Here is a 23217-nt window from a genome sequence, read left to right on the forward strand (position 1 = left end):
GCCGGTGGTCCGGTTACCGCTGCCGCGGCGGGGAAAGGGCGGCTGTGCCGGGCGGGTCACGCGGGCCTGGGTTCGTCGGCGAACTCGGCGATCACCGGGGCGTGGTCGCTGGCGCCCTTGCCCTTTCGCGCCTCACGATCGACCATCGCGTCCGTCACGGTCGCGGCGAGCGCGGGGGAAGCGAGGATGAAATCGATGCGCATGCCCTCTTTGCGCGGGAAGCGCAGCTGGGTGTAGTCCCAGTAGGTGTAGACGCCCGGTCCGGGCGCGAACGGACGCATGACATCCGCGAACCCGGCGTCCACGACGGCCTGGAACGCGTCGCGCTCCGGCTGCGAGGTGTGCGTCTTCTCGGCGAAGTACTCCACGGACCACACATCGTCGTCGGTCGGCGCGATGTTCCAGTCGCCCACCAGCGCGATCTTGGCCTGCGGGTCCTCGGCCAGCCAGCGCGCGCCGTTGTCACGCAGCGCGGCAAGCCATTCCAGCTTGTACGTGTAATGCGGGTCGCCGAGCGTCCGGCCGTTGGGCACGTACAGGCTCCATACCCGCACGCCACCACAGGTGGCCCCGATCGCCCTCGACTCGACGACCGGCGTGCTGATCAGCGACTCGCCCGCGTCCTTGTCGAAGCCGGGCTGGCCGGGGAAGGCGAACTCGACGTCGGCGAGGCCCACGCGGGAGACGATCGCCACCCCGTTCCACTGGTTGATCCCCAGGTGGGCGACTTCGTAGCCGAGTTCGTCGAAGCGCTCGAACGGGAACTGGTCGTCGCGGCACTTGGTCTCCTGGATGGCGAGCACGTCGATGTCCTGGCGGTCGAGCCAGTCCGCGACGCGGTCGAGCCGGGAGCGGATGGAGTTGACGTTCCAGGTGGCGAGACGCACTGCGGCCTTCCTTCGGGTGACAGATCTGTTCTACCGCAGGCCGCCGGGCCCGGCGAGCGGTTCCGGCGCGGCGTAGCGATAGGTGTGGTGCTCGATGAAGCCCAGTTCGCGGTACATCGCGCGGGCCGGTTCGTTGGTGGCTTCCACCTGGAGATAGGCGTGCGTCGCGCCGCGGTCGCGGCCCCAGCGGATCAGCTCGGCGCAGACCAGCGAGCCGAGTCCGTGCCTGCGGTGCGCGGCGGCGACGGCCACGCAGGTGAGGCCGATCCAGCGGCGTCCGTCCGGGGCGGTGGTGAGCGCGCCGCGGCCGATCGCGATCGGGCGCGGCAGGCCGAGCGAGGCGAAGCCGAGTTCGCCGCCGATGACGGCGGTGAGCACGTCGGGATCGGGCGCGGGAATCGCCTGCTCGCCCGGGTCCGCACCGCTGTAGCGGTGCATCTCCAGCCAGTCCGCGTGGGGAGCGGGCGCGATCCGCACCATCGAAGGGCCTTGCGGCAGCACGAAATTGTCGATGTCCATGGCCAGCATGAGCGTCTCCCGCCAGCTGTGCCAGCCCGGCGGCACGGGGGCCAGCCGATCGGGCAGCGCGAGCTGCAAGGGCAGGCCGTGCGCGGTGTACCACTCGCCGATCCGGTGCAGCGTCTCCGCCGACACGGTGGCGGGCCCATCGGAATTACCCAAGGGCACAGCCGAATTCGCGCGACCGGTGTATCCGTTGCCCGCGCGTGCCAGCCAGCCATCGATCCAGGCGTGCTCGACGCCGGGCCAGCCGTAGGCGGCCGCGGCTTCCAGCGCGCGAATCTCCCTGATGCGTATCGGTCTCGGGCCGATGGCCTTCAGCGCGATCACGCGTTCCGGAGCGACCGACACCAGCTCGCCGCCCGCGCCGCGCACGGTCGGCGGGTCGAGGGAGACGAGCTCGCCGATCACGTCGGTCAGCGGTTGGGGATAACCCGCGGGCAGCTGATAGCGCAGCACCACACGGCGGCCGAGCGGGATGTCGGGCAGGCCGGACGCGGGGTCAGTCGTCATGCCCGAACGGGTCGGGGTCGGTGCCGGGGAGCCAGCTCAGACCCGGTATGCCCCAGCCGTTGCGTTTGATCGCCTTCTTGGCGGCCCGCGCGTTGCGGCCGATCAGCACGTCCACGTAGAGGAACCCGTCGAGGTGCCCGACCTCGTGCTGGAGCATGCGGGCGAAGAAGCCCTTACCCTCCACCTCCACCGGCTCGCCGTGCTCGTCGGTGCCGGTCACCTTCGCCCATTCGGCGCGGCCGGTGGGGAACTGCTCGCCGGGCACCGACAGGCAGCCCTCCTCGTCGTCGTCCGGGTCCGGCATGGTCTCGGGGATCTCCGAGGTCTCCAGGACCGGATTGACCACAACGCCGCGGCGGCGGGTCGCGGTGCCGTCCGCGCCGAGGTCGGGGCAGTCGTAGACGAACAGGCGCAGCGGAACGCCGACCTGGTTGGCCGCAAGCCCGACGCCGTGCGCCGCGTCCAGCGTCTCGTACATATCCGCGATGAGCGGAGCCAATTCCTCCGGCGACTGGGTGACCCGCTCGGTCGGATTGTGCAGAACCGGGTCGCCGACGATCACGATCGGGAGGATTGCCATGCGCCAATTATTGCCGTGGGCGCCACGTCACGGCTCCTCGGGTGCCGGACAGCAGCCCGGGCCTACCGGCCGGTAGGGAACACGCCGCGCTGTGGGCCCGGCGATTCCCCTCACGCGTGGTTGAATGTTCCGCGACGTACAAGCACCATTTTTCGTCTGGTGGTCACTCGGCGAGGGAGCGAGATGGACGGCGCAGCGGCACGGGATCTTCCCGCGACCCACAACAGCCCTTCCGCGAGCGAAGACGGCACGACGGAGCACGCCACGGCCGAGCAGGCCGACGGTAGCGGACTGAGCCGTCGCGAACTCGACATCCTGGCCTTCGAGCGGCAGTGGTGGAAGTACGCGGGGGCGAAGGAGGAGGCGATCCGCGAGCTGTTCGCCATGTCGCCGACCCGCTACTACCAGGTGCTGAACGCGGTGGTGGACCGGCAGGAGGCGCTGGCGGCCGACCCGATGCTGGTCAAGCGGCTGCGCAGGCTGCGAGCGAGCAGGCAGAAGGCGCGCGCGGCGCGGCGGCTCGGATTCCAGGCCTGACCCGGCGATGCGGACCCGGACCCGCCTCCTGCGACTAGGCTCGCGAAGGTGAGCTACCCGAACCCCACCTCCGGTGGGCCACCGTTGCGCGCCCTGGCGATGGTGCTGATCGCGTTGGCCATCGTCTTCGCAGGGCTCGGCGCGATGTCGCTGTCGGATTCCGACGCCGACACCGACGCCTCGGGAACCAGCCAATCGCCGACCTCGAGCGCGAGCGCCGCGCCCCAGGTCCCGGCGAGCACCACCGCGCCCAAGGCGCCGATCTCGTCAACCCCGGCGGCGACCGTGACGCCGGCCACCACCACCGCCGCGCCGACCACCTCCACGGCGGCGCGTTCGGTGCCGGTACGGGTGCTCAACAACAGCATGGTGCCGGGACTCGCCGCGAAAACCGCCGGCCAGCTGGAGGCGAGCGGGTGGACGATCGCGGAAACGGGCAATTACCCAGGCGCGAGCATCGCCAAAACCACCGTGTACTACGGCGATTCACCCGGTGAGAAGGAAGCCGCTCAGGCCATCGCGGACCAGCTCGGCGCGTCGGTGGCGCCGAAGTCGGGTGCGATCGGGGACACCGCGCCGGGTGTAACGGTGATCGTCACGGGTAACTGACCCGTGTGGACGCTGGTCGCACGCTCGGACCGGCGAACACCGGTGAGGGCGCGCCGCCCTGTCGGGGGCACGGCGGGACGGCGTGGCATCATCTTGTCCGGTAACGAACGTGTCCACCCAGCTTTACTCGTAAACTCGGTACTCGTAAAGGAGTTCCCCGATGGCCCCGTCCACAACTCGACGCCCTTCCTGGCGGACTGTGACCCCGGTGCTCGCGGTCGCGGTGTTCGGCCTCGCCGCCTGCTCGAACAGCCAGGAGTCGAGTGACGTCCAGGGAACCACTCCGCCGGTGTGGACCGGGTCGCCCGCCCCCGCCGGGCAGTCGAGCACCGAGCACGGCGGAACGCCGAACACCGAGCAGGGCGTGAACGTCCAGCTGAAGGACCCCGCAGGCGCCTCGGTCGGCACCGCGAACTTCGCCAAGGACGGCAACCACCTGCAGATCACCGTCGAGGCCCACGGGCTGCGTCCCGGCTTCCACGGCCTGCACGTGCACCAGGTCGGCAAGTGCGAGCCGAACTCCGTCGCGCCGACCGGCGGCCCGGCGGGCGACTTCCTGTCCGCCGGTGGTCACCTGCAGGTCGGCAGCGCCAACGCGCATCCCGCCAGTGGTGACCTGACGTCGCTCGAGGTGCGTGGCGACGGCGTCGGCAAGCTGGTCACCACCACCGACGCGGTGACGCTTGACGACGTGAAGGGCAAGGCCCTGATCATCCACGCCGACGCCGACAACTTCGGCAACATCCCCAACCGTTACTCCCGCGCCGACGGCGTCGCGGGTCCCGACGAGTCGACCCTAGCGACGGGCGACGCGGGTGGCCGTGTCGCCTGTGGCGTGATCCAGTAGCGCGGTGGCATATGGCCGGGGCAGGAATCGAGCACGTTCCCTTCGAAGGTTCGCCCCGGCCCACCATCGGGGTCGAATGGGAGATCGCCTTGGTGGACAAGGTGACCCGCGATCTGTCGAACACCGCCGCCGAGGTCTTCGACTCCCTCGGTGACCTGCGCGCCCACGACGGCACGCCGCAGGTCACCAAGGAATTGCTGCGCAACACCGTCGAACTCGTCACCGGCGTGCACGAGACCGTCGGCGCGGCGTTGGAGGATCTCACCGGCACGATGAACACGGTGCGGCGCGCGGCCGACCCGCTCGGCGTCGATCTGTTCTGCGCGGGCACCCATCCGTTCGCGCAATGGTCGGCCCAGCAGCTGACCCGGTCGGAGCACTACGACGAGCTGATCGAGCGTACGCAGTGGTGGGGTCGCCAGATGATGATCTGGGGCGTGCACGTGCATGTCGGAGTCTCGCACCGGGACAAGGTCTTTCCGATCCTCAACTCGTTGCTGCTGTCGTATCCGCATCTGCTCGCGCTGTCGGCGGGCTCGCCGATGTGGTCGGGATCGGACACCGGCTACGCCAGCAACCGGACGTTGATGTTCCAGCAGTTGCCGACAGCAGGCCTGCCCTTCCAGTTCGAGAACTGGACCCAGTTCGAGCATTTCGTGCACGACGAGGTCAAAACCGGTGTGTTCACGCAGTTGGGCGGCATGCACTGGGATATTCGCCCGGCGCCGAAGTGGGGCACCATCGAGGTGCGGGTCTGCGACGGCATCTCCACGCGCGCCGAACTCGCCGCGATGGCCGCGCTCATCCACTGCTTGATCGTCGACCTCGACCGCCGCGTCGAGAACGGCGAGACGCTGCCGACGCTGCCGCCCTGGCACGTGCAGGAGAACAAATGGCGGGCCGCGCGTTACGGGCTGGACGCGATCATCATCACCGACTCCGACAGCAACGAGCGGTTGGTCACCGACGATCTGAACGATCTGCTGAACCGGTTGGAGCCGACGGCGGCGCGCCTCGGCTGCGCGGACGAACTCGCGCTGGTCGCCGAGATCCCCAAGCGCGGAGCCTCCTATCAGCGGCAGCGCCGGGTTGCCGCGGCGTCGCAGGGCGATCTGGTCGCGGTGGTGGACGCGCTGGTCGAGGAGCTGAAACAGTAGCGATCCGCCGGGTAGCGGTCGGTTGCTGTTCAGCTGGCCAGGGGGACGGCGTTCACCCCCCGTTTACTATGGTCGGATGCTTGTCGAAAACCCGGGTTCCAGCGTAGGAAGCGCGGTCTCGCGCCGCGTACCGCAGACTCGGGTCCGGGTCGCCGCGGCGGTGGCCGCGGTGCCGGTTCTGCTGATCGTGTTGCAGGGCGTCGCCATGTGGCAGGGATTCGAAGGCCCGCTGGAGAGCTTGGGGCGCGATTACATCGGCACACCCAAATCCATGTCGGTGCCCTGGGCCGGACTGGTGCTCGCGCTGGTCGGCCTTCCGGCCCGGCGCCGGGTGATCGCGGTGAGCGCAGCGGTCGCCGTCGACGTGGTGTGGGCCGCGGTCCGCTTGCTGGCGGGCGAGCCGTTCGCGATCGGGAACGGGCCCGTGATCGTGCTGACCGGCCTGGCGCTGGTGGCCTGGCTGCGCTGGTCCGGCGCGCAGCGGCGGGACGCGCTGCACGCCGTCGCGCTCGGCGCGCTGCTCGTGCTCGCCACCAAGGTCGGCGACGTCTGGCTGCACATCACCGTGCTCGGCAGGCCGACGGTGCTGGACGAATACGTGATCCTGGCCGATCACGCGCTGGGCGATCCGTCGTGGGTGCTCGGGCGGGCGGTGGACACGCTCGGGCCCGTCGCCTACGCGGTGCTGCACTGGGTCTACATCGAGCTGCCCGTGGCGGCGATCGTCGTGGCGGTGTGGCAGCTGCGCCGGGTGACGTCGTCGGGCCGGTGGCCGTCGCACTACCTGGTGCGCACCTTCCTGGTGCTCGGCTTGATCGGTCCGCTGGTGTACGTGCTGTTCCCGGTGGTCGGTCCGATGTTCGCGTACGGACCGGACGGCAACGGGCTGCAATTGGGCAACTACTGGCCGGGAGTGGTGCCGCCGATCGATCGAACTCCGTTGCCGCTGCCGTTCGACGCGCCGATTCCGCGCAACTGCATGCCCTCGATGCACACCGCGTGGGCGCTGTCGGTGTTCCTGCACACCCGCCGCGACAACGACGGCGAGCCCGCTCCGCGCTGGTTGCGCTGGGGCGGCACGTTCTGGCTGCTCGCGACCCTCGCCGCCACCCTCGGATTCGGCTACCACTACGGCGTCGACCTGGTCGCGGGGGCGGTGCTGTGCCTCACCGTCGAATCGGCGCTGCGCGAGCCGGAGCGCGGCTGGGGATGGTTCCGGATCCGGCTGGTCGGCGCCGGTGCGGTCGTGCTGGCCGTGCTGTTGCTGTCCTACCGGTACCTCGCGGTGCCGATGGCCGAGTATCCGGTGCTCGCGGGCACGGTCGTGCTCGGACTGCTGGCCGGACTGGCCGCGGCGTTCCACGCGACGTGGTTCGCGACCGCGCGGCAGCCGCGGCAAGCCACACCCGAGGTCGAGCCCGTCGCGCGCTGAGCCGTGCGGGCGACTGGTCGGCGTCGAGCCCGTGGTGGCGCTGAGCCAGCGGTGCGCCGAGCCCCGTGCGTGCGGCTGGTCGGCGTCGAGCCCGTGGGGCGCTGAGCCAGCGGTGCGCCGAGGCCCCGTGCGTGCGGCTGGTCGGCGTCGAACCCGTCGCGCGCTGAGGCCGGTCGCGGCTAATCGATGTCGTCGTCGCGCAGCTCGTTGACGCGCAGCAGGCCGTCGCGGTGGCGCTGCTCGCGGTAGGCGGTGCGGCCGATCAGGTGGGCGATCACCGGGGCGGTGAGCAGGGTGAACAGCCCGACCAGCACCAGCGCCCAGACGTTGCCGTGCCCGCGCAGCTGGATCGCGGTGCCCGCCAGCACCAGGATCAGCCCGATGACCTGCGGCTTGGTGGCGGCGTGCATCCGGGTCAGCGTGTCGGGGAAGCGCACGATCCCGATCGCGGCGGTGAGCGCCAGCGTCGAGCCGAACAGGATCAGGGCGCCCGCGAGGACGTGCCAGAGGTTCATGTGTCGTCCCGCACCCGGAATCGCGACACCGCGGCCGAGCCGAGGAACCCCACCAGCGCCAGCGCGACGATCGCGGGCACCACAGTGGTGTCGGCGCTGTAGGCGGCCCACACCGCCAGCCCGGAGGCGGCGATGGCCATCAGCGAGTCGATGCCGACCACCCGGTCCAGCGTGCTGGGGCCCATGACGACGCGATACGTGGTGAGCAGTGCCGCCGCGGTCAGGATGACGGCGGCGATGACGGCGACGACGGTCACGATGTCACCTCCGGGGGCGAGGGCGGCCGGGAGTACGGCCATCCGGTCGGGCGTTCGAAGGCTTCGATCAGCAGGCGTTCCAGCCGCCGGGTGATCCGGAAGAAGTTGTCCACCGCCGCGTCGCTGCCCACGTCGAGCACGTGCACGTAGACGACGCAGCGCCTGCGGTCGATCTCCAGCACCATGGTGCCGGGGATCAGGTTGAGCAGATCGGTCCACAGCGCGAGCACCAGATCGGAGCGTGTGGCGGAATACACCCGCAGCACCCCGGACACCGGCGTCGGCGCGGGGCGGATCGCGAACCAGGCGACCTGCAGGCTCGACTCCAGCGCGTAATACGCGCTCGCCAGGATCAACTCGGGCAGGGGAAACGGGTTCAGCCGGCCGGACACCGGCACGCGGGGCAACGGCAGCGCCACCATGATCAGCGCGGCGACCGCCAGTCCACCCAGCACATTCGCCGTACTCAGATCGCCCCACAAGGCGACCCAGACCACGGTGAGCCACACGAGGATGCCGATGCGGACCGTCAGATCGCGCCTGCGGCTCCGCCCGGTCTGCTCGATGCTCATCGCGGGCCTCCGTGCGGATCGCCCAGCACCGCGCCGATGTACACGCCGGGATCGCGCAGGTCGGCCGCGGCCCGGTCGGCGATCGTGAGGATCGGTCCGGCCAGCACCGTCAGGCACAACCCCACCGCCAGCAGCGCCGCCGTGGACAACACCATCAGCGGCGGCATCCGGCCGGGATCGGTGCGCTCGTCGTAGTGCACGTCGGTCGCTTCCTCGATCAGCGTCGGCGGCTTGGCCGCGGTGAGATGGCCCTCCGGCGCGTCCTCGCGGGGCCGCCAGAACGCTTTGCTCCATACCCTGGCCATCGCGTAGAGCGTGAGCAGGCTGGTGAGCACGGCGCCGCCGACCAGGACCCAGGCCAGCACGCTGCCGCTCTCCGCGCCCGCCCGCAACAGCGCGACCTTGCCGATGAACCCGGAGAAAGGCGGTATGCCACCCAGATTCAGCGCAGGAACGAGGAACAGCACGGCCAGCAGCGGGCTGGCCGCGGCGAGCCCGCCCAGTCTGCGCAGCGAGGTCGATCCGGCCTGCCGCTCGATCAGGCCGGCCACCAGGAACAGGGTGGTCTGCACCAGAATGTGGTGCGCCACGTAGAACACCGCGCCCGACAGCCCGGCCGCGTTGGCGAGGCCGACCCCGAACACCATGTATCCGATGTGGCTGACCAGCGTGAACGACAGCAGACGGCGGATGTCGCTCTGCGCGATGGCGCCGAGGATGCCGACGAGCATGGTGAGCAGGCCGCACACCAGCAGCACCGAGTCGAAGCCGCCGTCGGGGAACAGCAGCGAATGGGTCCGGATGATCGCGTACACACCGACTTTGGTGAGCAGACCGGCGAACACGGCCGTGACCGGCGCCGGAGCGGTCGGATAGGAATCGGGCAGCCAGTTCGACAGCGGGAAGACCGCCGCCTTGATGCCGAACGCCACCAGCAGCACGCCGAAGATCGCCGTGCGCGTGCCGTCCGGCACGGTGCCGAACCGGACCGCGAGCTGGGCGAGGTTGAGTGTTCCTGTGGCCGCGTAGGTGAGTCCGATGCCGGTGAGGAAGATCAGCGACGAGACCATCGAAACCATCACGTAGGCCACGCCGGCGCGAATGCGTTCGGTGGTCGCGCCGACGGTGAGCAGCACGAAGGACGCCGCGAGCAGGATCTCGAAGCCGACGAAGAGGTTGAACAGGTCTCCGGCCAGGAACGCGGCCGAGACCCCGGCGCTGAGCACCAGATACGTGGGCCGGTAGATCGAGGTCGGCTGCCGCTCGTCGCCGTCGCGGATGTTCTGGCCAGCGCCGTAGAGGTTGACCGACAGCAGCACGATGGACGAGACGAGCAGCATCGCCGCCGACAGCCGGTCCACCACCAGCGTGATGCCGATCGGCGCCGCCCAGTCGCCCACCTGAATCGCCGTGGTGCCGTCCCGGTCGACCAGGAACAGCAGCAGCCCGCAGATCACCACGCCACCGGCGAGCGCACCGACGCTGACCGCGCGCTGGATGCGCGGCCTGCGGCCGAAGACGAGCGTGGCCGCGGCGCTCAGCAGTGGGACGAGCACCGGTAGCGGAGCGAGGATCGGCAGCAGGCCGGGCGAGAGGGTCACGTCTCCGGGTCCTCTCCGGCGCGGCGACGGGCGACATCGACGTCTTCCTGATCGTTGGCGACGTCGTCGCTGGTGGTGAGCATGTAGGCGCGGTAGGCGAGGGCGAGCACGAACGCAGCGATGCCCATGGTGATCACGATGGCGGTGAGCACCATCGCCTGGGCGAGCGGGTCGGCCATCTCCTCGGTGTCGGCCGAGCCGTGGATGGGCGGTTTGCCGTTGCCGCCGCCCGCGGTGATCATCAGCAGGTTCACCGCGTTGCCGAAGAGGATCAGCCCGAGCAGCATCTTCGACACGGCGCGTTCCAGGATGAGATACACCCCGCACGCGACCAGGATGCCGATCACCACCAGCAGGGTCAGATTCGCGGTCATGTCCGGGGACCTCCGTTCGCCGCGGGGGGCTCGGCGTCGGCGAGTTCGCTGTCCAGCCGCGCGCCGAGACTGCGCAGCACGTCCAGCACCAGGCCGACCACGATGAGGTAGACGCCGAGATCGAACAGCAGCGCGGTGACCACCTTGATGTGGCCGATCACCGGCAGCGAGACGTCGATGATCGCCGAGGACAGCGGCGGCGCGCCGAGCAGCAGCGACGACACCGCGGTGCCGGCGGCCAGGGTCAGACCCGCGCCGAGGATATGGCCCGCGTCGACGGGCAGCGCCTCACCCAATTCGTAGCGGCCGCCCGCGAGATACCGCAGCGTGAGCGCCAGCCCCGCCGTGAGGCCGCCCGCGAACCCGCCGCCGGGTGCGTTGTGGCCGGAGAAGAAGAAATAGACCGACAGCACCATGATGGTCGGGAACACCAGCCGCGTGGTGATCTGCAGGACCATCGACCGTTCGGCCCGGCCGATCAATCGGCCCGCCGGCAGCCAGCTCACCAGTTCCGGATCGTAGTCGGGGGAGTCCGTCGCCCGGGGTGCGCTGCCGAAACGCCTGCTGCGGAACACCAACGAGGCGACTCCGGTGGCGGCGACGACGAGCACCGAGATCTCGCCGAGGGTGTCCCAGGCCCGCAGGTCGACGAGCAGGACGTTGACGGCGTTCTTCCCGCCGCCGAACGCGTAGGCGGCATCGGGGATACGGGGCCAGATGGGCTCGGCGGTGCGGGCCGCGACGGCGAACCCGGCCAGGACCGCGACCACTGCCCCGGTGCAGGCGGCCAGCATCGCCCTGCGCACCTTGAAGGCGGCGGTGCGGCTCGCCTCGATCCGGGCGGGAAAAGCGCGCAGGACCAGGACGAAGATCACCAGGGTGAGCGTTTCCACGAGGAATTGGGTCAGCGCGAGGTCGGGCGCGCCGTGCAGCGCGAAGATCACGCCGCTGCCGTATCCGGTCACGCCGACGACCAGCACGCTCGCCAGCCGGTTGCGCAGCACCGTCGCGGCGAGCGCGGTCACCGCCATGACGGCGCCGACGGCCGCTTGCAGCGGCGAATCCCACAGCCGCAGCGTGACGCCCGTGCGGGTGCCGAGCGCCAGCAGGACGGTCGGCAGGACGATGAGCGTGACCAGGATCGCGGCTTGGCTCAACGGCAGCGATCCGCGCTGCACCGCGCCGGTCATCCGCAGCGAGAGGGTGTCCATCGCGCGCAGCGTGGCGTCGTAGGCGCGGTCGGCGTTGCCGAGGCGCGGGTGCGCCGATTCGGCGAAGCGGTCGCGCAGCCGCCACAGCGCGACGCCCACCGCGACGATCAGCAGCGTCGACACCAGTGCCGGGTCGAATCCGTGCCACAACGCGAGATGGGGAGGCGGGGGCCCGGCCAGCGTCTCGGCATAGGGGCGCAACCGTGCGTCGAGCCAGGTCGGTGCGAGACCGGCAGCGAGGCTCGCGACGGCGAGGATCACCGGCGCCGCGAGGAAGAGGGCACCCGGCGGGTGCCAGCGGAAACGGCGCTCGGCTTCCGGCTGGTCCTCAGGGACGGGTACTTCGCTCGGATGGTGGGCGACGGGCGTCGCGCCCGCGGCGGGTTCCGGTTCGACGCGCTTGTCCGCGAACGCGCCCCAGACGAACCGGATGCTGTAGCCGACGGTGAGCATCGAGCCGAGCACCACCCCGGCGAAGACCAGACCGCGCACGGGCACGGCCAGCACGTCCGAGTCCAGCACGGCGTTCAGCGCGCTCTCTTTTCCGGTGAAGCCGACCAGCGGCGGTATGCCCGCCATGCTGAGCGCGGCGAGCGCCGCGGTGGCGCACAGCACCGGCGCCCGGCGGCCCAGCCCGGACAACCGGCGCAGATCCCGCGTTCCCGCGCCGTGATCGATGATGCCGACCACCAGGAACAGGCACGCCTTGAACAGCGCGTGCGCGACGATCAGCGTCACCCCGGCCAGCGCGGCGCCGGGCGTGCCGATGCCGACAAGCACGATCAGGAATCCCAGCTGGCTCACCGTGCCGAAAGCGAGCACCAGCTTCAGATCCACCACTTGGAGCGCGCGCAGCCCGGCCAGCAGCATCGAGGCCAAGCCGAGGGTGAGCACCAGCGGGTGCCACACCGGATTCTGCGCGAACGCCGGTGCGAGCCGCGCGATCAGATACACCCCGGCCTTCACCATCGCCGCGGCATGCAGGTACGCGCTCACCGGCGTCGGCGCCGCCATCGCGCCGGGCAGCCAGAAATGCAACGGCACCGCGGCGGATTTGGTCAGCGCGCCCACCAGGATCAGTGCCACCGCGACATTCACCGCCGTCCCGCTCGGCGCGGTGGCGCCGAGCAGATCCGACAGCAGATAGCTGCCGTTCGCGGCGCCGAGCACGATGATGCCTGCCAGCATCGTCAACCCGCCCGCCCCGGTGACCAGCAGCGCCTGGATCGCCGCCCTCCGGCTGGCCGCCTGCTCGGCGTTGTGCCCGATCAGCAGGAACGACAGCACCGTTGTCGCTTCCCAGAACACATAGAGCAGCAGCATGTTGTCGCTGGTGACCAGCCCGAACATGGCTCCGGCGAACGCGACCAGCTCGGCGGCGAACACCCCGAGGCGCGGCTCGTCGTCTTCGAAGTACCGGGCGCAGTAGACCAGCACCAGCGCCCCGATGCCGAGGACGAGCGCGCTCAACACGGCCGCGAGCGTGTCGAAGCCCAGATCGATGTCCAGGCCGATGCTCGGCGCCCAGGTGAGCCGAACTCGCTGCGGCTCGGACCAATTCGCGAGCACCCAGACGAAGCCGCCGAGGGGGACCACCGCGAGTGGATAGAAAGCGTTGCGCCCCAGTGCCCGCACCCACAGCGGAGCCACCAGGGCGGCTGCCGCGTGCACGAGCAGGATTGCGAGCAAACTTCACTCCGTCGGGTAGGGGCGGCGGGGTGTCCGGCACAAGCCTACGGAAGGCGTGCTTTTTCCGGTGAAAGCGTGAGTATGGTGTACGCCATCCGCCCGAACCGAAGCTATATGTCCGCTAATGACTCGCTCTCTGGTTGCCCATTCGTTTGCGACTTGCTGCGCGGCCGCAATTTGCGCAGCATGACGAGCCCGACGGCGCTGCCGATGACGATGGCCAGCGCGGTGCGGCCCGGAGTCGCGTCGTGCGCCGTCACGTCCTCGCGCCAGTCCTTGACCCGGTCCGGCATCACCGAGACCGCCGAAGGCAGATAGAGCGCGCTGATCGCGAGCACGCCGCTGGGCGCGTAGTGCGGCCGGGCGGTGCCGCAGCAGTAACCGGCGGTCAGCGCGATGACGCCGCTGATCACCGCGAAGGCGACGGTGCCAGCGGACGTCGAGGTGACGAGCGCGAAGACCGTGATGCCCGTCAGCAACAGGATGGCGAGGGCGGTGGACGGCATCCTGACGCCGACGATGAGTCCGGCCGCGGTCAACGCGATGAGCACCGCGGAGGTCCAGCCGGGCCGCACCGCGTACCCCACGGCGTCGACCGCGGCGGTCAGGCTCACGGCCAGATACACGCCGGTGCCATCACGGCCGGGCAGCAGCATGGCGGCGGCCGTCGCGCTGACGATCGTCGCCGCGACGACGATCGCGATCTCCACCGCGTGACTCTCCCCCGGCAGTTTGCTGTACTGGCGGCCCAGCCACTCGGTGCCCGCGAGGACCACCAGCGCGAGCACCATGGCGGCGAGGATCGGCGTCACCGGCAGCGCGATCGCCATGCGCGGCGCCTTCGCCTCCTCGGTGCGCCTCCAGTTGTGCAAGGTGCTGAGCACCAGTAGGGCGAGCGTCACACCGATCATCCAGCGCGTCGGGGTCTCCAGGACCGCGTACGGGTCGGCGTTGATGTTCAGCAGGCCCGTGAGATCGCCGAAGCCGAAGAAGCCGACCCCGCCCACCGCGAACGCCGCGGCGGGCAGCGGGCGGCGCAGCACCACCGCACCCAGGCCGCCGAGCAGCACCGCGGCGCAGATCGAGTCGATGTAGTTCTGCGTGGTCAGTATCTCGGCGGTGGCCACCCGGTGTCCGGCGAAGTGGTTGATCAGCTGCGCCAGCGCGGCGGCGGTCGCCGTCGCCCACCCGGTCAGCGGGCGCGACGTGGTGGCGACCAGCACGGCGACCGCCACGGCGACGATCACGCCCAGCGCCGCGCTGCGCGGCACGCTGTTGAGCAGCCCGGCGATCCGGTACGAGGCCGACTGGCCGGAGGTGGTGACGGTGACCGGCAGGAACAGCGTGACGCCCGCGACCGCGGCTCCCGTGAAGGCCGTGGTCGCGTCGACAATGTCGCCGACCCTGCGCACGGTTGTCGAACATACCCGTGGTGGTCAGCTGATCTTGTGATTGCCGATGATTCGCTCGAAAATGTCTCCAGGGCGAAAAATGCGGTAAGAGCCCAGTTGCCGAAGATTCTCCGAATCGCGCGGCGCGTGACCTACCCGCGGCTGTCGGCGTACCGGCGCAGCGTGTCGATCTGCGAGGGATCCAGGGAGGGCCGCACCACCTTCTTGGCCGCCAGCACGTCCGCGGCGGTGACGTCGGCCGCGTGCACGTCACGGCGCATGGCCGCGAGCGCGGCTTCGCGTAACAGCGCCGCGCAGTCGGCGGCGGAGTAGCCCTCCAGTTGCTCCGCGAGTGTGTCGAGATCGACGTCGGCGGCCAACGGCACCGCGCGGCCCGCGGTGCGCAGGATCTCCCTGCGGGCGTCGGCGTCCGGCGGCGGCACGAACACCAGCCGTTCCAGCCTCCCCGGACGCAGCAGCGCCGGATCGATCAGCTCCGGCCGGTTGGTCGCGCCCAGCACCACGACGTCGCGCAGCGGCTCCACGCCGTCGAGTTCGGTCAGCAGCGCCGCGACCACCCGATCACCGACGCCCGCGTCGGCGCTCTGCCCGCGACGCGGAGCGAGCGCGTCCACCTCGTCGAGGAAGATCAGCGACGGCGCGGAGTCGCGGGCGCGCTGGAACAGCTCACGCACCGCGCGCTCCGACGAGCCGACCCATCGGTCCAGCAGTTCGGCTCCCTTGACCGCGTGCACGCTGAGCTGACCGGTGCCGGCCAGCGCACGCACCAGGAACGTCTTTCCGCAGCCGGGTGGGCCGTAGAGCAGCACACCACGCGGCGGCTCGATGCCGAGCCGGGCGAAGGAATCCGGATGCTTCAGCGGCCACAGCACCGCCTCGGTCAGCGCCTGCTTGGTTTCGGCCATGTCGCCGACGTCGTCGAGGCTCAGGCTGCCGATGGCGAGTTCCTCCATGCCCGAGCGTGACAGCGGCCGGATGACCTCGAGCGCGCCGAGCAGGTCGGGCTGGGTGAGTTGCGGCTCGCCGTGCTCCCTGGCCCGCGAGGCCGCGCGCAGGGCCGCCTCCCGGCACAGCGCCGCCAGATCGGACACCACGAACCCGGGCGTGCGTTCGGCGATCTGGTCGAGCTTCAACTCGGCGGTCGGCACCCGGCGCAGCAAGTACTCCAGCAGCGCCTTGCGCACGGCGGTGGTGGGCAGCGGCAGCGCGAGTTCGCGATCGCACAGGTCGGGGGCGCGCAAGCGCTGGTCGATGCCGGCCGGGTGCGACGTGGTCGCCAGGAAGGCCACGGACGGTCCGGCGATCGCGGCGCGCAGCTGGTCGAGGATGAGCGTGGCGACCGGCTCCGGATCGGCGGGCAGCAGGGCGTCGATGTCGGTGATCAGCAGGATGCCGCCCTTGCCGCAGCCGATATCGGCCACCGCCTCGGCGACCTCGCGCAGCCGCGCTCCGCTCTCGGCCGCGCCCACGCTGGGGCCGTCGAGCTCCACCACGCGCCGCGATCCGGCGACCGCGCGGGCCAGCGTGGCTTTGCCGACACCGGCCGGACCCGTGATCAGCACGCCGAGATGTGGTCGTGCGCCCAGCGTGCGCAACAACTCGGGTTCGTCCAACGCGAGGCTGAGCCACTCCTGGAGTTTCGCGGCCTGGCCGCGCGCGCCCGCCAGTTCCTCGACCGAGATGCTCGGCAGGTCGGCGGCCGAGATCCTCGCCAACGCGGCGCCGTTGGTGCCCGCGGCCGTGTCCATGGCGGCGGCTTCCGTGGCGCCCCAGGACGCCGTGCCCACCGGGATCGGGGTCCCCGCCCCGGCCAGATCGGCGGCGTCCCGCGCGGCGACCGCACCCGCGCCCCAGGACACCGCGGTATTCGGTTGCACGCTCACCGGTCCGCGCGGGTCGGTGCCGGTGACGGTGAGCAACTCCGTGGTCCAGGCGATGCCGAAAGTGCGCGACAGCGCCTGGGTCGCCGCCGTGGAGCTGATGTCGGGGCCGAGGTCGCGCGGCAGCAGGGAGACCGCGTCGCCAACGGTGACGACCTTGCCCAGCAGCGCCTGCCGCAGTGTCGCGGCCGGAATCGTGCGGGTGGCGTGCACCGAACCGCTCACCGTGATCTGTTTCGCGCCGTAGACGGTCGCGGGGGAGACCACCACCGTCGCATCCTCGCGCAGCCCGGCGTTGGACAGCGTGACGTCGTCGAGCAGGGCCACCCCCGCGGGCGTGCCCTGGCGGGCGATGCCGACCACCGCGGCCGTGCGCCGCGAGCCGACCAGCATGATGCCGTCCCATTCCCGCAGCCCGAGCGCGGTGAGCGCCTCCGGATGCAGCCGGACCACCCCGCGCCGGGCATCGGCGGCCGAAGGATTCAGACGGGCGGTGAGTGCCAGTTCTGCCACTGTGCCATTCTGCCGCGCGGCCCGTGATCGGTCACGACCCGAGAGCGGTCGGGTGGCTACTTCTTGACGATTCCGGCGGCGACGGCGACCGAGGTGTCGGCCACGCTCGGCGCCAGGCACACCAGCTTGGCGGTGCCGAGCGCGACGTTCGGGCTGCCGTCGAACGGGCCGCCCGGGTTCTCGGCGAGGATCTGCTCGATCAGGGTTTTCTCCGTGTCGGTGTCGAGCTTGCGGAATTCACCGCAGGTGGTGCTCGACGCCGGACCGAGCGCGAGATCGCGTTGCTTCGTCGTGGTGGTGGCGTCCGTTTCCGCCGGGGCGCTCGGCGTCGCGGTGCCGGGAGCGGTCGTATGGGTGGCCGACGCGGCCGTGGTCGCGCTCTCCGAGCCCTTGCGCAATCCGTTCGCGTCGGCGGACTCGTCCCCTCCGCCGCAGCCTGCCAGCAGGAAACCCACCGTCCCGGCGATCAGGACGATGGTGGAAGTTCGTTTCATACCGTGCTTTCCCGGGTGGATCGTTGCGCCGGAGGCCCCGGCGTTCGCAGCAGCGTACCGGTTGCGGCGCGGTCAGTGGATGTGTGCCTGCCAATCCGCCGGCACCCGTCCGCGCGGGCCCGGCGTGCCCTGATCGGCGGGATGACTGTGCGGTGGCGCCAATTCCGGTCCGCCGCTGAACATCTCTTCGGTCTCGAAGTTGTAGTACCAGTCCTCGCCCGGCTCGAAGCTTTGGATGAACGGATGGCCGGTGCTCTTGGCGTGCGCGGTGGCGTGCTGCGCGGGTGAGGTGTCGCAGCAGCCGACGTGCCCGCACTGGGCGCAGCGGCGCAGATGCACCCACCAGCCCGAGACCTGCTCGCACTCCAGGCAACCCGGCCCGCTCGGCGGTACGGCCGGGTCGATGCCCGCGATTCGCTCGGTCATGCCTGTCCCTCCTGGTCGGTCGTGGCGACGGCGTCCGCTTCGGGGCGGCGCAGCGGCAGCCAGACGGTGAACCTGGTGTCGCCGGGTTCGGAGTCCACCCTGATGTCGCCGTTGTGTTTCTTGACCACGATGCGGAACGAGATGTCCAGCCCCAGTCCGGTGCCCTCACCCATCGGCTTGGTGGTGAAGAACGGTTCGAAGATCCGGCCGCGGGCCTCCGGCGGTATACCCGATCCGGTATCGCCGATCTCCACCACAGCGCAATCGTTCTCGTGCCTGGTGCGGATGGTCAGCGTGCCCTCGCCGTTCATCGCGTACACCGCGTTGTCGATGAGATTGGTCCAGACCTGATTGAGTTCGGCCGCGTAGCACGGCACTTGCGGCAGTGTCCGGTCGTATTCCTTGACCACGTGCACGCCGTCGCCGATCTTGCGGCTGAGCATCACCAAGGTGCTGTCGAGCAGTTCGTGGATGTCGACCACCTGGAACGGCGCCCGGTCCATCTGCGAATACTGCTTCGCGGCGCCGACCAGCGCGGAGATGCGCGTCGTCGAGTCGGCGATCTCGTTCATCAGCAGCTCGGTCTCGATGGTGTAGTTCAGCCAGCGAATGGCGCCTTGGAACACCTGCTCCGGAGCGCCGTCCAGGGTGGCGGCCACCCGCTCCAGCCAGTCGGTGTCGAACCCGGCCTGTACGAAGTTCGGAGCGAGGTTCCAGCCGTCGGCGATCCCGTGCTCCTCGAGCCATTCGCCGAGCACGTCCTCGCGGTCGGCGGCCTCCAGCGGCGTCAGCTCCGGCGCCTTCGCGACCTGGGCGGCGGCCTCCTCCTGCAAGCGCACCAACGAGCCCAAGGACGACGGATCGAATTTGCCCTCCGCCATCATGGCCAGCTTGTGCCGCATGCCCGCGACTCGCTCGCGCAGGCCCGCCGTCGCGCGCACCGCGGCGGCGGCCGGGTTGTTCAGCTCGTGGGTGAGACCCGCCGACAGCGAACCGAGCGCGAGCAGCCGTTCCCGCTCACCGATGCGCGCGTTGGTGTTGCGGTTGCCGAAGAACACCCCTTCGAGCAGGTGCACGGCCATCGGGAACCACTCGCGCATCATCCTGGCGAAGATGTCGGCGTCCAGCACGAAGAACCGCGACGGCCGCGTCACCTGCATCGTCCCGCTGTAGGTCTGATCGACCTTGTCGCCGATGTAGGACATCCAGGCGCCCGCGTAGGCGCCGTGATGCTCGGTGCGGACCAGTTCGATCTCCGCGCCGCCGGACTGCTTGGAGAGCACCAGCTCACCGTCCATCAGGACGTAGAAGCAGGTGGCCGGGTCGCCTTCGCGGAAGACCACCCCCGGCTCTATCGTCTCCACCCGGCCGTCGGCGCACAACCATGCCAACTGCTCGTCGTTCAGCTTCTCGAACAGGAACAGGGTGCGCAGCTCGGCGGGATCGCACACCGATCGGCTGCTGCGATCCGCGGTCTGGTTCGAAGTCATCTGCGGCCTCCTGGTCAGGCGAGATAGCGGTGCACGAGCATGACGGCCATGGCGCCCTCGCCGACGGCGGAGGCGACGCGCTTGGCCGACTCGGCGTGCACGTCGCCCGCGACGAACACGCCGGGCACGCTGGTCTCGAGATGATGCGGTGGCCGCGACAGCTCCCAGCCCGCAGGCCGCGCGCCGTCGACCATCAGGTCGGGACCGGCGAGCACGTAACCGGCGTCGTCGCGGCTGACGACGCCGTCGAGCCAATCGGTCTGCGGCGCGGCCCCGATGAACAGGAACAGCCGCTCCGCGTCGGCCTTCTCCTCGGCGCCGGTGCGATTGTCGCGCAGCACGATCTGTTGCAGGTGATCGTCACCGTCGGCGGCGATGACCTCGGTGTTGGTGTGCACCTCGATGTTCGCGATCTGTCCGATCTGCTGGATGAGGTAATGCGACATGGACTGTTCCAGCGAATCCGCCCGCACCACCAGGTGCACCGTGCGCGCGTTGCGGGACAGGAACACCGCGGCCTGGCCCGCGGAATTCGCGCCGCCGACGATGTAGACGTCGTGATCGGCGCACTCGGACGCCTCGGTCATGGCCGATCCGTAGTAGACGCCGCGCCCGGTGAAGTCGTCGACGCCCGGCGCCGGGTGACGGCGGTAGTCGACGCCGGTCGCGATGATCACGGTGTGCGCGCACAGCCTGCCGCCGTCGGCGAACCGAACGGTGCGCGCGGAGCCGTTCACCTCCAGCCCCACCACCTCCCGCGTGGTGATCACTTCGGCGCCGAATTTCGCCGCCTGCCGCCGGGCCCGGTCGGCCAGCTGCGCGCCGGACAAGCCGTCGGGAAAGCCGAGATAGTTCTCGATGCGCGAACTCTGCCCCGCCTGGCCGCCGGTGGCGGTCCGCTCCACGAGCACCGTGCGCAGCCCCTCGGACGCGCCGTAGACCGCAGCGCCCAGACCGGCGGGACCGCCGCCCACCACGATCAGGTCGTAGAACTCACCCGCCGGGTCGACGGTCAGGCCGACGTGCTGGGCCAGTTCGCTGTCGGTTGGCTGCACCAGCGCCGCGCCCGCGGAAGTGATCACCACCGGACAGCCGTCCGGGTCGGCCCCCGCCGCCTCCAGCAGGCGCGCGCCCTCGGGCTCGTCGGCCAGGTACCAGCGGTAGGGCAGCTGGTTGCGGGCCAGGAACTCCCGCACCTGCGACGACCGCGGCGACCAGCGATTGCCGACCACCTTGGTCTCGGTGACGGGCCGGTGCTCGCTGCCGCGCCAGGCGTCGAGCAGCCCGTCGAGCACGGGATAGAGCTTTTCCTCCGGCGGGTCCCACGGTTTGAGCAGGTAATGGTCGAGGTCGACGACGTTGATCGCGTCGATCGCGGCGTTGGTGTCGGCGTAGGCGGTCAACAGCACGCGGCGCGCGTAGGGGTGCAGGTCCATCGCCTGCTCCAGGAACTCGATGCCGTCCATGCCGGGCATCCGGTAGTCGGCGATCAACACGGCGACCGGCTGCCCGCGCAGCTTCATCTCCCGCAGCGCCTCCAGCGCCTGCGCCCCCGATTCCGCGCGCAGAATCCGGTAATCGGCGCCGTAACGGCGGCGCAGGTCGCGGACGACCGCACGGGAAACGCCCGGGTCGTCGTCGACGCTCAGGATGGCCGGTTTCGTAGCAGCGGGTGAAGTCACCTGACGAGTATGGAGCTTCGCGGCGCGGTCTGTCGTGGGCGTTCGCCCAGGGCTCAGAGCCGATGGTGCAGGACGAGATCGAGTTCACGGGGAGTCAGCAGCCGCTCCAGGCGTTCCTCCTGCGCGGCCCCGCGAACGCTCCGTGGCGGAAATACCGACGCGCCGTGCGCTTTTCGCCCGTCCTCTGGCTCGATGACTGGCAGCAGCGGAACCGGGTCCGCCGGTCGACGGTGGAGCAGGGAGCGCAGTTTCACGGCCGATCACCTCACGTTGGTACGCCGAAATGTTGGAGGCGGTGTCTGTGCTTCATGTATCCGTTATTGTGCGCCGATCATTACACCGGGGGGTGCGCGAGTGGCGAAAACGTGACGCAACTGTCGGGCGCTTAAAATGTCGGCGACTCGTCCCACCGCGTGCGGACGGACGCTCGTCGGTCCGTCGCTGATATCCCGGAGGCAGCGTTGCCGAAGAACCTCGAAGCCAGCATCGACATCTCCGCGCCCCCGGAGCGCGTGTGGGCGGTGGTCTCCGACCTGAAGCGGATGCCGGAGTTCAGCCCGCAGTGCGTGCGCATGGTGGCGCTCGGCTCGCTGAAGGCGGGCACCTGGACGATCAACTTCAATCGCGAAGGCAAGAAGTTCTGGCCGACCACCGCCCGCATCGTGCGGGTCGAGCCGAATCAGGCGTTCGCCTTCCGGGTCAACGAGAACCGGACGGTGTGGAGCTACACCCTCGAGCCGACCGAGTCCGGCACGCGGTTGATCGAGCGGAGGGACGTGCCCAACGGCACCACCTGGCTTTCCCGCAGGGCGATCGACGCCGCGCTCGGCGGCGAGGCCCCGTTCGAGGAACTGCTGGTGCGCGGCATGAACGAGACGCTCGGCAAGATCAAGACGGCGGTCGAAGCAGGCGCCTGAGCGCGGGTCGCCGCCGCCGGTCCACGAGAGGTCGTGGCCCGGCAGCGGCGAGCGGTCACTTCCAGTTCGGCAGGTTCACGACCTGGGCCGCGTAGGACAGGCCCGCGCCGAACGCGATGAGCAGCGCCGTGTCGCCCGGCTTGGACTCGCCCTTGCGCAGCAGCGCCTCCATGGCCAGCGGGATCGATGCGGCCGAGGTGTTGCCCGCCTCCTCGATGTCGTTGGCGAGCGCGCAGTGCTCCGGCAGCTTCAGCACCCTGGCCATGATCTCGATGATCCGGCCGTTGGCCTGGTGCGGGATCATCGCGTCCAGGTCCTCGGGGGACAGTCCGGCGCGGTCGATCGCGTCGCGGCACACCTTCTCCAGCGAGTGCGCGGCCCAGCGGAACACCGCGGTGCCCTCCATCGCCAGATAGGGCCGCACCGCGTCCAAGCCCTTCTCGTCGATCTCGTGGAAGAACTCCATCCAGTCCTTGTCCTGCCGGATGGCGTGGTGCTGGGTGCCGTCGGAGCCCCACACGGTGGGGCCGATGCCCGGCTCGTCGGAGGGACCGACGATCACCGCGCCCGCGCCGTCGGCGAAGAGGAAGGCGGTGGAACGGTCCTTCGGGTTGACCGTGTTCGTCAGTTTCTCCACGCCGATCACGAGCACGTGGGCGGCGGTGCCTGCCCGGACCAGATCCGACGCCAGCGCGATCGAGTGGCAGAAGCCCGCGCAACCGGCGGAGACGTCGAAGGCGGCCGCGCCGTTCATGCCGAGTTCGGTGGCGATGCGCGGGGCCGCGGCCGGGGTCAGCAACAGGTGGGTGGATGTAGCAACTATCACGCAATCGACTTGGTCGACCGCGATGCCGGAGGATTCCAGCGCGCCGCGCGCGGCGGCGACGCTCATGCTCTGGATCGTCTCGGATTCGTCGGCGAACCGCCGGGTCCTGATGCCCGACCTGGTCCTGATCCACTCGTCGCTGGAGTTGATCGGACCGGCCACCTCGTCGTTGGTGACCACGCGAGCAGGGCGGTAAACGCCGAGCCCGAGGATCGCCGTGTGCTCAGCGCCGGTGGTCTGGGCGATTCGAGCAGCCATCTGCGTCTCCTATGTACCT

At 70.2% G+C, this 23217-nt stretch carries 23 protein-coding genes; 6 read left to right on the forward strand and 17 right to left on the reverse strand.

The annotated features are described in order from the left end of the window. Window positions 1-56 precede the first annotated feature (56 nt). Genes NB3_RS04475 through NB3_RS04485 form a run of 3 tightly spaced genes read right to left on the reverse strand, consistent with a single transcriptional unit; the run spans window position 57 to window position 2499 of the window. On the reverse strand, window positions 57-887 hold the full coding sequence (locus NB3_RS04475) for an exodeoxyribonuclease III (RefSeq protein WP_067796869.1): 831 nt from the start codon (window positions 885-887) through the stop codon (window positions 57-59). A gap of 30 nt (window positions 888-917) precedes the next feature. Then, window positions 918-1919, reverse strand: coding sequence for an N-acetylglutamate synthase, CG3035 family (locus NB3_RS04480; protein WP_067796873.1), 1002 nt, complete (start codon window positions 1917-1919; stop codon window positions 918-920). Then, window positions 1909-2499 (reverse strand): peptide deformylase, encoded by a 591-nt coding sequence (locus NB3_RS04485; protein ID WP_067796876.1) that lies wholly within the window; start codon window positions 2497-2499, stop codon window positions 1909-1911. Before NB3_RS04485 ends, NB3_RS04480 begins: the two co-directional genes overlap by 11 nt. 183 nt (window positions 2500-2682) lie before the next feature. Here NB3_RS04485 and napA point away from each other — a divergent pair, with 183 nt between their 5' ends. The 5 genes from napA (at window position 2683) to NB3_RS04510 (ending at window position 7081) form a co-directional block, all read left to right on the forward strand. Continuing rightward, the gene (napA, locus tag NB3_RS04490) at window positions 2683-3036 is read left to right on the forward strand and encodes a nucleoid-associated protein NapA (protein WP_067796879.1); all 354 of its coding nucleotides are present in this window, start codon (window positions 2683-2685) and stop codon (window positions 3034-3036) included. A 48-nt stretch (window positions 3037-3084) separates the two neighbouring features. Then, window positions 3085-3645, forward strand: coding sequence for a LytR C-terminal domain-containing protein (locus tag NB3_RS04495; protein ID WP_067796882.1), 561 nt, complete (start codon window positions 3085-3087; stop codon window positions 3643-3645). Between the two features lie 160 nt (window positions 3646-3805). Then, the gene (gene sodC, locus NB3_RS04500; protein WP_067796885.1) at window positions 3806-4492 is read left to right on the forward strand and encodes a superoxide dismutase[Cu-Zn]; all 687 of its coding nucleotides are present in this window, start codon (window positions 3806-3808) and stop codon (window positions 4490-4492) included. 11 nt (window positions 4493-4503) lie between these two features. Then, complete coding sequence (locus NB3_RS04505; RefSeq protein WP_067796888.1) at window positions 4504-5649, forward strand: glutamate--cysteine ligase; 1146 nt, start codon at window positions 4504-4506, stop codon at window positions 5647-5649. 76 nt (window positions 5650-5725) lie between these two features. After that, complete coding sequence (locus tag NB3_RS04510) at window positions 5726-7081, forward strand: phosphatase PAP2 family protein (protein ID WP_067796892.1); 1356 nt, start codon at window positions 5726-5728, stop codon at window positions 7079-7081. 179 nt (window positions 7082-7260) lie between these two features. On the opposite strand, the gene mnhG is transcribed toward NB3_RS04510, so the two are convergent. The 13 genes from mnhG to NB3_RS35500 all read right to left on the reverse strand — a co-directional run bounded on the left by mnhG (window position 7261) and on the right by NB3_RS35500 (window position 21451). Then, window positions 7261-7596, reverse strand: a complete 336-nt coding sequence (gene mnhG, locus NB3_RS04515) for a monovalent cation/H(+) antiporter subunit G (RefSeq protein ID WP_067796895.1) — start codon at window positions 7594-7596, stop codon at window positions 7261-7263. Beyond that, the gene (locus NB3_RS04520) at window positions 7593-7853 is read right to left on the reverse strand and encodes a monovalent cation/H+ antiporter complex subunit F (protein ID WP_067797007.1); all 261 of its coding nucleotides are present in this window, start codon (window positions 7851-7853) and stop codon (window positions 7593-7595) included. Before NB3_RS04520 ends, mnhG begins: the two co-directional genes overlap by 4 nt. Then, complete coding sequence (locus tag NB3_RS04525) at window positions 7850-8425, reverse strand: Na+/H+ antiporter subunit E (RefSeq protein ID WP_067796898.1); 576 nt, start codon at window positions 8423-8425, stop codon at window positions 7850-7852. Before NB3_RS04525 ends, NB3_RS04520 begins: the two co-directional genes overlap by 4 nt. After that, window positions 8422-10026 (reverse strand): Na+/H+ antiporter subunit D, encoded by a 1605-nt coding sequence (locus tag NB3_RS04530; protein ID WP_067796901.1) that lies wholly within the window; start codon window positions 10024-10026, stop codon window positions 8422-8424. Before NB3_RS04530 ends, NB3_RS04525 begins: the two co-directional genes overlap by 4 nt. Next, window positions 10023-10400, reverse strand: coding sequence for a Na(+)/H(+) antiporter subunit C (locus NB3_RS04535; protein WP_067796903.1), 378 nt, complete (start codon window positions 10398-10400; stop codon window positions 10023-10025). The genes NB3_RS04530 and NB3_RS04535 overlap by 4 nt, the downstream gene beginning before the upstream one ends. After that, a complete protein-coding gene (locus NB3_RS04540) occupies window positions 10397-13300 on the reverse strand; it encodes a Na+/H+ antiporter subunit A (protein ID WP_067796906.1) in 2904 nt (967 codons plus the stop codon). The genes NB3_RS04535 and NB3_RS04540 overlap by 4 nt, the downstream gene beginning before the upstream one ends. Window positions 13301-13410: 110 nt before the next feature. Continuing rightward, window positions 13411-14712 (reverse strand): hypothetical protein, encoded by a 1302-nt coding sequence (locus NB3_RS04545; protein ID WP_067796909.1) that lies wholly within the window; start codon window positions 14710-14712, stop codon window positions 13411-13413. A gap of 131 nt (window positions 14713-14843) precedes the next feature. Next, entirely contained in the window at window positions 14844-17105 is a 2262-nt protein-coding gene (locus tag NB3_RS04550) for an AAA family ATPase (RefSeq protein ID WP_067796912.1), read from the reverse strand. Window positions 17106-17161: 56 nt separating this feature from the next. Beyond that, on the reverse strand, window positions 17162-17599 hold the full coding sequence (locus tag NB3_RS04555; RefSeq protein ID WP_067796914.1) for a hypothetical protein: 438 nt from the start codon (window positions 17597-17599) through the stop codon (window positions 17162-17164). Window positions 17600-17671: 72 nt separating this feature from the next. After that, a complete protein-coding gene (locus NB3_RS04560; protein ID WP_067796917.1) occupies window positions 17672-18025 on the reverse strand; it encodes a UBP-type zinc finger domain-containing protein in 354 nt (117 codons plus the stop codon). Then, window positions 18022-19515 (reverse strand): ATP-binding protein, encoded by a 1494-nt coding sequence (locus NB3_RS04565; RefSeq protein WP_067796920.1) that lies wholly within the window; start codon window positions 19513-19515, stop codon window positions 18022-18024. The genes NB3_RS04560 and NB3_RS04565 overlap by 4 nt, the downstream gene beginning before the upstream one ends. 14 nt (window positions 19516-19529) lie before the next feature. Further along, complete coding sequence (locus tag NB3_RS04570) at window positions 19530-21197, reverse strand: NAD(P)/FAD-dependent oxidoreductase (protein WP_067796923.1); 1668 nt, start codon at window positions 21195-21197, stop codon at window positions 19530-19532. A 53-nt stretch (window positions 21198-21250) separates the two neighbouring features. Next, entirely contained in the window at window positions 21251-21451 is a 201-nt protein-coding gene (locus NB3_RS35500; RefSeq protein ID WP_067796926.1) for a hypothetical protein, read from the reverse strand. Between the two features lie 207 nt (window positions 21452-21658). Here NB3_RS35500 and NB3_RS04580 point away from each other — a divergent pair, with 207 nt between their 5' ends. After that, window positions 21659-22114, forward strand: a complete 456-nt coding sequence (locus NB3_RS04580; RefSeq protein ID WP_067796929.1) for an SRPBCC family protein — start codon at window positions 21659-21661, stop codon at window positions 22112-22114. Window positions 22115-22169: 55 nt separating this feature from the next. On the opposite strand, the gene NB3_RS04585 is transcribed toward NB3_RS04580, so the two are convergent. After that, window positions 22170-23198 carry a beta-ketoacyl-ACP synthase III gene (locus NB3_RS04585; protein ID WP_039802496.1) on the reverse strand — a complete coding sequence of 343 codons (1029 nt, stop codon included), beginning with the start codon at window positions 23196-23198 and terminating at the stop codon, window positions 22170-22172. Between the last annotated feature and the right edge of the window lie 19 nt (window positions 23199-23217).

The sequence above is a fragment of the Nocardia beijingensis NBRC 16342 genome, assembly GCF_001612785.1.
Taxonomy (GTDB): domain Bacteria; phylum Actinomycetota; class Actinomycetes; order Mycobacteriales; family Mycobacteriaceae; genus Nocardia; species Nocardia beijingensis.

Bases quoted from the DNA above. Each gene is read 5' to 3' on its own strand.
- NB3_RS04480 (WP_067796873.1), bottom strand. From the start codon at position 1,919: ATGACGACTGACCCCGCGTCCGGCCTGCCCGACATCCCGCTCGGCCGC.
- NB3_RS04485 (WP_067796876.1), bottom strand. From the start codon at position 2,499: ATGGCAATCCTCCCGATCGTGATCGTCGGCGACCCGGTTCTGCACAAT.
- napA (WP_067796879.1), top strand. From the start codon at position 2,683: ATGGACGGCGCAGCGGCACGGGATCTTCCCGCGACCCACAACAGCCCT.
- sodC (WP_067796885.1), top strand. From the start codon at position 3,806: ATGGCCCCGTCCACAACTCGACGCCCTTCCTGGCGGACTGTGACCCCG.
- NB3_RS04505 (WP_067796888.1), top strand. From the start codon at position 4,504: ATGGCCGGGGCAGGAATCGAGCACGTTCCCTTCGAAGGTTCGCCCCGG.
- NB3_RS04510 (WP_067796892.1), top strand. From the start codon at position 5,726: ATGCTTGTCGAAAACCCGGGTTCCAGCGTAGGAAGCGCGGTCTCGCGC.
- mnhG (WP_067796895.1), bottom strand. From the start codon at position 7,596: ATGAACCTCTGGCACGTCCTCGCGGGCGCCCTGATCCTGTTCGGCTCG.
- NB3_RS04525 (WP_067796898.1), bottom strand. From the start codon at position 8,425: ATGAGCATCGAGCAGACCGGGCGGAGCCGCAGGCGCGATCTGACGGTC.
- NB3_RS04535 (WP_067796903.1), bottom strand. From the start codon at position 10,400: ATGACCGCGAATCTGACCCTGCTGGTGGTGATCGGCATCCTGGTCGCG.
- NB3_RS04555 (WP_067796914.1), bottom strand. From the start codon at position 17,599: ATGAAACGAACTTCCACCATCGTCCTGATCGCCGGGACGGTGGGTTTC.
- NB3_RS04560 (WP_067796917.1), bottom strand. From the start codon at position 18,025: ATGACCGAGCGAATCGCGGGCATCGACCCGGCCGTACCGCCGAGCGGG.
- NB3_RS04565 (WP_067796920.1), bottom strand. From the start codon at position 19,515: ATGACTTCGAACCAGACCGCGGATCGCAGCAGCCGATCGGTGTGCGAT.
- NB3_RS04585 (WP_039802496.1), bottom strand. From the start codon at position 23,198: ATGGCTGCTCGAATCGCCCAGACCACCGGCGCTGAGCACACGGCGATC.